Here is a 7,439-nt window from a genome sequence, read left to right on the forward strand (position 1 = left end):
CGTCGCGCGTCCACGCGATGCCGTAACCCTCCGCATCGATACGGAGGATGGCGTTTGACGATGCTATTGCCAGTGGGATGCAGGACGTCGAGTGAGACGTCGGAGCACCTGTATCGAAGAGGTTGCGGCGGCACCGGCGTGGGGACCTAGTGGAGGGAGGCTGGCGCCGATGCCGCCGCAGAAACGTCCGTGCTGGGTGGGATGCGATCCTGCGCATGCGGATAAGGTTAGCGGCTTGTGACTTGCGAAAAACGCAGCGTTCCCGCAGAACATGTATTCATCACGAAACACTGACAGGCGAAGCGCATGATGCTTACAGGTACGCGATGGGTTATCGACGAAGCCAACGGTTGACGTGATGGACGTGAAGACTTAGCGTTCTCGCGTCGCCGGCAAATCGGCGACCAGGTGTCAGAACCTGATTTCTAGAGCGCAAGAAGAGGCGCGCATGCGCCTCTTCTTGCGTCGCACGTTCGTTCTATGGCGGACGTGTCGGGCAGGCGTAAGCCTGGCCGGGCTCTCTAGACTCGGTTTCTGACCCCGGCACGTCCGTCGCCCATCCTTACATCGGTCTGCGTGGCGGCTTCTTTCTTTGCCTGCCCAGGAGTTCACGATGAACGCCACTTACGACCTATGGATGAAACTGCACGCGCCGTATTACATCGATGCCGACACCGCCTTCACGCCTCTGCTGCACGATGCCAGCCAATTCCTGCAAGGTGCGCATGGCATCATGCGCTGCCTGGGTGATGCGCTGACCTCCCCGTATGTCGACACGGTCGATACGGATGATCTTGCTTATGCACTCGCAGGTGTCGCTACGCTACTCAAGATGAGTCACGCGTGCGTAGGGAAAGCGCATCTGCGGATGTTGATGGAGCAGATGGAGGCAGGTGAAAGCGAGCATTGATGGCATGGTGCCGATCATGGGCTCCGCTACTTCCTTGTTAATAGTCACCCAGATCGGCCACCATCTCGATCACTTCCACATCAAACCATGCATGGAACAACGCGAGTGTTCGTGGCTTGGGCCATTGGTCCGAGTCCAGATTCCATAGCGTAAGCTCGCGATCAAAAAACAGGTCGTAGTTATCGGCCACGTAGCCCACGGCTTTCTCGATATCCCAATGGATCGTCGGCACCAAATAGCCGTTGGCTTGCTTGTGGGCTCGCTGCACGGTGAAATCAGGTACTTCGCAGATGCGGCGCACCCATTCGACATAGGGTGCTTTGGGGCGCAACAGGACAAGCAGGCGCTCCATCGGTTCGAGTTCGACGAGGCGTGAATCAATGGCGATTTTGTCTTTGGGAGTGAAGCGAAAGCGATGAAGCCAATGTTTCAGCACGGGAAGCACACACGCGTGTTATGCCTGTCGCCGGGCGGCTCTAACTAAAGAGCGGCCCGGCGGTACAGGGAGATAGGTTTTCAAGGTACGTGAGCGAAGGTGGTAAAAACGCAAGCACCTTAAGCGCTTAATGTTTGAGCCACCACAGTAATAGCGCGACGGTTATCGCCAGAATGATCGAGGCACGGACCCAGAGTTTTAGAAGCCACGCTTTTCTTTCGCAATCTTTCTGCACTACCTCCAGACGCTGTTTTGCCTCCAGATAGAGCCGATTGTTCACCATGACATCCCCGTCGCGCTGGTCAAGTTGTGCGCGAAACTGTTGGACTTGACTCTCAAGCACGTCATTTTCGACTTTAAGAATCGCCTGCTTTTGCATCTCCTTCTGAGTTCGGCTCAGCCTGTGGGCAACATCCGCTGGGGAGACGAAGCTTTCGTCCGCATGCTTATCCAGCAACATGTTGTCACCCGAGTGACCAAGTGCCGTGTAGAATGGGAGCCCTGTTTCAATTAGCGCTTTTGCGACATTAGGCGAGTCGCCAATAGCCGCCATCGCTTCGCCACCACCACGCGTAATGACAATCGCGTTGACCTTAGCTTTCAGCAAGCGACCCAGCGCGTCCAGAAATTTCCCCTCGTCGGTGAAATGGGCAATCTCGCAAGGGCAGCTAATAAGCTCAGGAGCAGACTTGATAACGTCGCCCCACGCCAGCTGAGTGGCGAGAAACCCCACCGAACTGATGGGATAAGCACCAAGGAAGTCCCGCAAAAATTGCGTGCCGCCCTTACGCTCAGGCACGAGCACAGGTCGTCCACGAGGAAGGGCTTGCCATCTATCGCCAATATCTCCGCGCAGCTGGACCGCAAACCAATTAGTGACGGCCAGCACCCCTTCAATGATGACCGCTTCCCCTTCATGGGGCGCTGAATCAACAGGCACTCGAAATGAAAGGGAGTGATCATCGTGTACCAAGCTGCCATAACAATAGCTATGCAGCTTTCACCTTACTCACCGTTCCACGCACTCTTATACGTAGGCTGGCCTGTTCATCGCGAATCTGAGGATGCAAGACGGATTGCAGTTCCTCGGGCGTTAGAACCTCGGTTTCGTTGACGGCTGAACCTTGCGAAGCAGCTATAGCCTTTTGGGTTTTGGGTATTGCCTTATCCATGAGAGAGTTCCATTCAACATCCGACCAAGCGCGTAGATTTTCAAAGAGTTGGCACGAAAATGGTCAAAACTTTATCACGCTTCGCTCGCTGTGTTTTTTAAAATATCACCGCGATGCAAGGATGACTTACATCGCAGATGCGGATGGGGTACCGCCATTTCGTTAATTAGACTCAGCTAATCCAGGCCCGGCCATCCCTGAGATTTTCCTAGAGTTACTAGATTTATAGCATTCCAATGATCGTTGTATTGAATATGAAATGCATAATCATTTACGACATACAAATCCCATGCTGGCACAAAGCCAAGACCTGAAATTTCTTGCCCATCATTGAAACGGCTTGGTCCAATTCCGTACTTATCCTCAAAATGAGATCGCACGTCGTTGCGCGACATATCAAAACTTAAACCACAAGGCAAAAATCCTCGAAAATCCGAGAAACCTTCGTGACCATGAGCATAAAGGTAGATGGCATCCACACGTCTATCCTTAGTCAGCGAAAAACTGATTCCGTCAGCATGCATGCTAATGAATTGCGTCAGGTCTCCTGACGCAATTCGGGCCTCTTTTTCTTCTTCGCTCTCAATGAATTCGTCATCCACAGTGACCGCCACCATTTTGAGCCCAGCCGCAAATAGCCGCTCACGTAGCTCGTTGACGGAGTAGCCTACTAGACTTTCTACAGACTCAATCATTTGTATATCCCATTCTTAACATTTTGATCGTGGATCGCACGAAGCGTCGCATCAATCTGTGAATCTGAGTAGCCTTTGCTGCGTAAGTCTACACGGTAACGCTCAAAATCCCTTGTGGCAGCCTCGCGCAAATTGCTTGCATCACGTGTAATTTGCTCTGGAGTGTTTCTGCCACCGTACGTGGCCGATAACTTTTGATGCGCCGTTGTGTCAACAATCACTGTAGTGGTGCTTTTTTCACGCAGTAGCTTTTTTTGTTCATCGGTTAACCTTCTCCCGGCCTGCGCTTCAATATTTGCCTTAACCGCCGCATACGACGGGATATGATCCGGTGTCATGCCATCACCAATACTACGCCTCGCCTGCTCCGCGTAAGTACCGACCTCCAGCTCACGAACACGCTGCAACTCCTTCTGCGCCGTGGCGGAGGCAACTCGCCCTCCCTTCGCCGCCTCCACCACCATCTGCACGCCCTTGGCAGGCACGATGCCGATGGCCGCACTACCCAACCCCACCACAAAGTCCGCACTGAGGTTGCTGGCCGGCAATACCGCTTGCAGTTCATTCGGATTGCTGGCGTCAAAGATATGCGTGCCGATGGCACCCGCTAGCGGATCGCGCACATACTCCTGAATTTTGCCCTGGCCCCATGACGTGAAGCCGGTGGCTTCCGCGAACAGGGACACGGCCGTGCCCGGAATACCACCCAGTGCCAGCTGTACCCCGCGCAAGCCCCACTTGACGTTGCCCTCGCCAATCGTCTCGATCACGCTGCCCAGTGCATTTTGGGCATCGACGATGGTGTCGCTGATCGCTCGGCCGTAACGACTGGCCGTCGATTCAGGAGCCAGTAGCGACATTGACGGCGTATCACCGAAGACGGAGTCAGCGCTCCACTGCGTTTGCGGTTTGCCGAAGGTGATGGTGCCGGTCAGCGCGTTGATCTGCTGGTCGGGTGACAACGCATCGAAGTTGCTGTATCCGGCAGCCTGCGCGATGGTGTTGCGTGTATCCGCCCATTCGAACTGAGCGGCCATTCCGGGGTTGGTGACAACCGCGAGCGCGATCTCTTTACTGGCCCCTTCCGCCCGCAACGTCGCGTACGCATCACCCGCCGCCTTGGACTGTGAGTGGGCTGCCATCTGGTTGCTAATGGCATTGCCCACGGTATTGCCGATCACGTCTTGCGCAATGCCCGACCAGCTTTGCGTGAGATTGCCGCGCACCGCCGCGCTGGCGGCGCCGGCGGCGATGCCGCTGCCGATGTTGCGCACGGCGGTGTTCCATGGATCGGTGGCGTAGACCTGGGTAGCCAAGCTGCTGTTGTTGTCCAATGCACGCCAGCCCTGGGTGCCGTATTGCGCTTGCCCCATCACACGGTTGGCGGCGTAACCCACACCTGCACTTACCGCACTGGCAGCAATGTTCTTCCAGCTGAAGCTTTGCAAGCCGGCGACACTGCCCACCACATTGCTCACGGTGCTATTGCTGGCGCCAATGGCGGTGGCGCGTACCACACCGGGCGTGTTGTTCAAGGCCGTGGCAAAACCGTTGCTACCACTGGCAGCCACACCGATACCGGCGGTAGCGGCGCTGCCTACCGCGCCCATCGCCACACCCTTCCAGTTGAAGTCCTGCTGTGCGCCGCCGGCAATCAATGAGCATTGATGAGCGCAAGCCATACACTGCTTCGCGTCATTGACTCAAAGCTTTGGCATGCCAGCACTGAACTGATCAGACATCAATCAGTTCGGTGGCAGGCAAGGAGTAGGTTTTCAAGGAGCATGCGATGGCGCTCAATTTCTGAGCGCCATTGCATCCTGTTTTCGACTTACGTCGCGGATGCAGAAGGGAGAAGCGGGAAAGGCTTGAGGTCTGACATGGACTTATCCCAACGTCCTTTCGCAAAAGCTGTAATAGCTCTTTGCGATTCATCATTGTCATGAAAGCCGCCCAGAGTTACCCCAAGGTTCACTAGCACCACAAAGCCAACGGTCTCATATGGGGAGCCATCTAGCTTTAATGCATCCATGTATCTGTTACTCGAAAAGGGGAAAAGTGCAATCCCTTCGATGGATACGTCAACTTCATCGCGCAATCCAACTTCGACAACTTTATTGCCATCAACGGTGAATGAAACTCTTACAGCGTTACCGTAATAATGGACAAGCTCCCTGCTGTAGCGGCTACGCGTCACCACCTTTGGCTTACCTAGAATGGCGTCAACTTCTTTTGGCGACATTCCAAATCGGATAGGGCCTACCGAAATATAAGGCACTATTTCAAACATCATTGCATTCATTTCACAATCCAACCCTGACCGCGTGAGTAATCCAGAGCTTCTTTGATAGCCTGATTATATTTTGAGGCAGAACCACCTCCTTGCACAGCTGCACGACGAATATCCCAAATTTCTTTGGCTATTGCATCTCGCATGCGCCCTTGGTTTATCAAGGTACGCACTTCAGCTCGGTACAGCTTTCCGTCTTGTCCGGCAAATGTATGGCTTGATGTAAATCCATGGTCAACTTTGTCAATGTGAATCGCCGGTCCACTATACGTCGAGAAGGGGCTCACGCTGTTCGCCGGAAAGTGATGGCGCTCAATACCTGGACCAGCAGCCAAGCGACCATACGCACCGCCCCGATAAATGCCTTCGGCGGGATTGGCCTGTAACCCCGTTACAACGGTACCGATACGCTTGGCGAGCCCGAAAGTACCCGTCGCGGCCAACGACGTGAGCGCCATCGCACCAATGCCACCGTTGACAGCCTGCGGGTCTTCATAACCCACGCTTGCAAGGTTGCCGCCAACGTATCCAATGACACGATCAGAGATGAAGTCCGTGATGCCCGTCGCCTGCAGCGTTTGGCTCACCGCAAACTTCGCCGGCCCCGCTGCCACTTCCAAGCCCACCAGGCCAAACTTCAGCCAGGGCTTGCTATCGATCTGATCGGCAATGGCTCGCGCAGCGGAGCCCGTGCCGATCAGTGCCGTATCAAGCGGTCGGCTTAGCCACGATCCACGCTCTTGTGAGCTGGCGCTGTAGATGGCCGTGTCAGTGCCAAACAACAACTCGCCATTCGCCGCGTTCGCAAAGGCTTCACTGGCTTGCACGAACAGGCCCGTGCGCTGCGGCGTCCCCACCGTTACCGTGCCAAACAGATTGGCTTCGTTGTAAAGCCCAAAAATGTCATCACGCTGTGCGCTGTTGAGGCCAACGATGTCGGCCAGGTATGCATCCGTGCGGCCAATCAATTCGGCGTTGGATAGGTGCTGTCCGGCGGCAGTACTGGTTTCGGCCGCTTGTGCCAGCACGTTCAGTTGCGCGTTGCTGAGTTGGCCGGGGTCTTTGCCGGCATAGCGCGCCAGGTTGTCCATCTGCATGAGCACATCGGTGCTTTTGCCTTGGAGCGCGGACGAGCGTGAGGCCATTTGTTCGGCAATGGCGTTGCCGACCGTGCTGCCGATGACGTCTTGCGCAATGCCAGCCCAGCTTTGCGTAAGGTTGCCGCGCACCGCCGCGCTGCCGACACCGGCTGCGATGCCCGAACCGACGCCGCGCAGCGCGGTTTGTCCCCCATCGTTGGCGGCGGCAGCACTTTGCAGCGTGCCGCCCTGGGACATCCAGTTCCATTTTTCGCTGCCGTATTGCGCTTGCCCAATCACACGGTTGGCGGCATAGCCAGCACCCGCCGCCACGGCACTGGCTGCGACGTTCTTCCAGCTAAAGCTTTGCAAGCCGGCGACACTGCCCACCACATTGCTCACGGTGCTATTGCTGGCGCCAATGGCGGTGGCGCGTACCACACCGGGCGTGTTGTTCAAGGCCGTGGCAAAACCGTTGCTACCACTGGCGGCCACACCGATACCGGCGGTAGCGGCGCTGCCTACCGCACCCATCGCTACGCCTTTCCAGTTGAAGTCCTGCTGTGCGCCGCCGGCAATCAACACGCCCTGGCTGGCGATGCTGCCCACAGCACCGCCAACGGCGGCCGCGCCGATGAGGCCCGCGGTGGAACCCACGGCACTGCCACCCAGCACCGCCAAGCCCGTGGCAAAGGTGCCGGCACCGGCGCTACCGGCGGCGACGCCCAGCAAGCCGGCGGCGGCACCCGCCGTATAAATCGTCGCGACCACCGCGACCGCAATCGCCACCACCTGAAGCAGTCCACCACAGCCTTTCTTACCCGGCGGCGGGGGCGGCGGCGGTGCGTTGGGTATGC

Annotated in this window: 8 protein-coding genes; 2 read left to right on the forward strand and 6 right to left on the reverse strand. The window is 56.5% G+C overall.

The window, feature by feature from the left end; all coding sequences use genetic code 11:
• Positions 1-613 precede the first annotated feature (613 nt).
• A complete protein-coding gene (locus tag V7M64_RS21730) occupies positions 614-910 on the forward strand; it encodes a hypothetical protein (RefSeq protein WP_333682209.1) in 297 nt (98 codons plus the stop codon).
• A 37-nt stretch (positions 911-947) separates the two neighbouring features.
• Here the strand turns inward: V7M64_RS21730 and V7M64_RS21735 are convergent, their stop codons facing one another.
• From V7M64_RS21735 to V7M64_RS21760, 6 genes are all read right to left on the reverse strand, one after another.
• Positions 948-1,262 carry a hypothetical protein gene (locus V7M64_RS21735; RefSeq protein ID WP_333682210.1) on the reverse strand — a complete coding sequence of 105 codons (315 nt, stop codon included), beginning with the start codon at positions 1,260-1,262 and terminating at the stop codon, positions 948-950.
• Positions 1,263-1,473: 211 nt separating this feature from the next.
• A complete protein-coding gene (locus tag V7M64_RS21740; RefSeq protein WP_333682211.1) occupies positions 1,474-2,145 on the reverse strand; it encodes an exodeoxyribonuclease VII large subunit in 672 nt (223 codons plus the stop codon).
• 549 nt (positions 2,146-2,694) lie between these two features.
• The gene (locus tag V7M64_RS21745) at positions 2,695-3,213 is read right to left on the reverse strand and encodes a hypothetical protein (protein WP_333682212.1); all 519 of its coding nucleotides are present in this window, start codon (positions 3,211-3,213) and stop codon (positions 2,695-2,697) included.
• On the reverse strand, positions 3,210-4,895 hold the full coding sequence (locus tag V7M64_RS21750) for a hypothetical protein (protein WP_333682213.1): 1,686 nt from the start codon (positions 4,893-4,895) through the stop codon (positions 3,210-3,212). Before V7M64_RS21750 ends, V7M64_RS21745 begins: the two co-directional genes overlap by 4 nt.
• Positions 4,896-5,044: 149 nt before the next feature.
• The gene (locus V7M64_RS21755; protein WP_333682215.1) at positions 5,045-5,515 is read right to left on the reverse strand and encodes a hypothetical protein; all 471 of its coding nucleotides are present in this window, start codon (positions 5,513-5,515) and stop codon (positions 5,045-5,047) included.
• Positions 5,512-7,041, reverse strand: coding sequence for a hypothetical protein (locus V7M64_RS21760; RefSeq protein WP_333682216.1), 1,530 nt, complete (start codon positions 7,039-7,041; stop codon positions 5,512-5,514). Before V7M64_RS21760 ends, V7M64_RS21755 begins: the two co-directional genes overlap by 4 nt.
• Between V7M64_RS21760 and V7M64_RS21765 the strand changes: the two genes are divergently transcribed.
• On the forward strand, positions 7,010-7,339 hold the full coding sequence (locus V7M64_RS21765; RefSeq protein WP_333682218.1) for a hypothetical protein: 330 nt from the start codon (positions 7,010-7,012) through the stop codon (positions 7,337-7,339). The genes V7M64_RS21760 and V7M64_RS21765 overlap by 32 nt on opposite strands.
• Positions 7,340-7,439: the final 100 nt, after the last annotated feature.

The organism is Dyella sp. (genome assembly GCF_036746095.1).
In the GTDB taxonomy this organism is placed as follows: Bacteria; Pseudomonadota; Gammaproteobacteria; order Xanthomonadales; family Rhodanobacteraceae; genus Dyella_B.

Coding starts and splice junctions, on each gene's coding strand:
- V7M64_RS21730 (WP_333682209.1), top strand. CDS start 614: ATGAACGCCACTTACGACCTATGGATGAAACTGCACGCGCCGTATTAC.
- V7M64_RS21735 (WP_333682210.1), bottom strand. CDS start 1,262: ATGGAGCGCCTGCTTGTCCTGTTGCGCCCCAAAGCACCCTATGTCGAA.
- V7M64_RS21745 (WP_333682212.1), bottom strand. CDS start 3,213: ATGATTGAGTCTGTAGAAAGTCTAGTAGGCTACTCCGTCAACGAGCTA.
- V7M64_RS21750 (WP_333682213.1), bottom strand. CDS start 4,895: ATGGCTTGCGCTCATCAATGCTCATTGATTGCCGGCGGCGCACAGCAG.
- V7M64_RS21755 (WP_333682215.1), bottom strand. CDS start 5,515: ATGAATGCAATGATGTTTGAAATAGTGCCTTATATTTCGGTAGGCCCT.